Raw genomic sequence first — 1,936 nt, forward strand, 5'->3', positions numbered from 1 at the left:
GCGCTACCGCGCGCAGGAGAACCCATGATGTACCAGGCTTACCAGGCCCACGCCGACATGATGTGGCCGCTGCAGGCGCTGGCCCGCACGGCGCTGCCGATGCTGCAGGACCCGAGCTTCGGCTGGTCGGCGCTCGCCGGCAACCGCAAGCTCGCGGCCGCCTGCGAGCTGATGGGCCTGGCGCAGGTGACGCACCACCGCCCGGCGTTCGGCATCGACAGCGTGCTCGTCGCCGGCGAGCCGGTGGCCGTCACCGAGGAGGCCGCGCTGGCGACGCCGTTCGCGACGCTGCTGCACTTCCGCAAGGACACGGGCAACCGCACCGCGGCACCGCAGCCGCGGGTGCTGATCGTCGCGCCGATGTCCGGCCACTTCGCGACGCTGCTGCGCGACACCGTGCGCACGATGCTCGCCGATCACGACGTCTACATCACCGACTGGCACAACGGCCGCGAGATGCCGCTCTCGGCCGGCCCGTTCGGGCTCGACGAGTACACGCAGCACCTGATCGACTTCCTCGCGGCGATCGGCGACGGCGCGCACCTGATGGCGATCTGCCAGCCCTGCGTGGCCGCGCTGAGCGCCGTCGCGGTGATGTCGCAGGACCGCCACCCGGCCACGCCGCTGAGCCTGACGCTGATGGCCGGGCCGATCGATTGCCGCATCAGCCCGACCGAGGTCAACAAGCTCGCGATGACCCAGGACATCRCCTGGTTCGAGAAGCACCTGATCGGCGTCGTGCCGTGGCGCTACCCCGGCGCCGGCCGGCGCGTCTACCCGGGCTTCGTGCAGCTGACCGCGTTCATGAGCATGAACCGCGACCGGCACATCAATGCCTTCAAGAGCTACTACGAGAACCTGGCGCACCCCGAGCCCGACGAAGACCGGCTGAAGCAGGCCGCCGCGACGCGCAACTTCTACGAGGAGTACTTCGCGGTCGCCGACCTGCCGGCCGAGTTCTACCTCGAGACCGTGCGGCTGGTGTTCCAGGAGTACGCGCTGCCCCTTGGCCAGCTCACGTTCCGCGGCCGGCCGGTCGATCCGGCCGCGGTCCGCCGCACCGCGCTGCTGACGGTCGAGGGCGAGCGCGACGACATCTGCGCGCCCGGCCAGACGCTCGCCGCCCAGGACCTGTGCAGCGGGCTGCGGCCCTACATGCGCACCCACTACGTGCAGGCCGGCGTCGGCCACTACGGCGTGTTCAGCGGCCGGCGCTGGCAGAACCACATCTACCCGATCGTGCGCGATGTGATCCACGTGTCGCGCCAGGTGTGACTTCCGTGACGGCCGATCCRCCAAGATGTATCCGGCGGGTTACTCAATGGCCACATCTGGTTACGAGTTGACTTGCAGACTGCCGCTTCCCGCACTTGCCGAGAAGGAAGCTACGATGACAACGCGCCCTGCAGCCTGCCCCACCGATCGCCTGACGGGCGACTACTCGACACTGGACATCGACCTCACCGTCAGCCTCGACGACCTCCGGCGCGCCTACAATGCGCCCCACCCGTCATTGGGGAGTAGCCGCCCTGCAGCCCCTGCAGGGGCGTGCGTCAACACACTTGGCCCCCAGGCCATGGCGCACGCAGCAGTGACCCTGTCACACGCCTGGCAAGACCGATGACCGTGCTGCCTCCGGAAGGGCCGGGGTCGCGGCGCGGTCATTGYGTCCACCGGCCCCGGAGCACTGCCCCCTCATGGAAGCCTTCCTCGTCTCGACCGGCGCCGTCGCGCTCGGCGAGATCGGCGACAAGACCCAGCTGCTCGCGCTGCTGCTCGCCGCGAGGTTCCGCCGCCCGGTCCCGATCATCCTCGGCATCCTGGTCGCGACCCTCGTCAACCATGCGCTGGCCGGCGCCGTCGGCACCGCGATCGCGGCCTGGCTCGGCCCGGACACGCTGCGCTGGATCATCGGCGGGTCGTTCCTCGCGATGGC

2 protein-coding genes and 1 riboswitch are annotated in these 1,936 nt (G+C 70.0%); both genes read left to right on the forward strand.

The genetic code is table 11. The features are described 5' to 3' along the window. Positions 1-24 precede the first annotated feature (24 nt). Positions 25-1,275: a polyhydroxyalkanoate depolymerase gene (locus tag AC1D01_RS32445; protein WP_477873612.1), complete on the forward strand. Its 1,251-nt coding sequence runs from the start codon at positions 25-27 to the stop codon at positions 1,273-1,275. A 228-nt stretch (positions 1,276-1,503) separates the two neighbouring features. Beyond that, a riboswitch (yybP-ykoY riboswitch) is annotated at positions 1,504-1,635 on the forward strand. A 62-nt stretch (positions 1,636-1,697) separates the two neighbouring features. Continuing rightward, positions 1,698-1,936: TMEM165/GDT1 family protein (locus AC1D01_RS32450; RefSeq protein WP_477873613.1), on the forward strand; the 239-nt coding region annotated here is incomplete at its 3' end.

It is taken from the genome of Rhizobacter sp. P3_B12 (assembly GCF_056402895.1).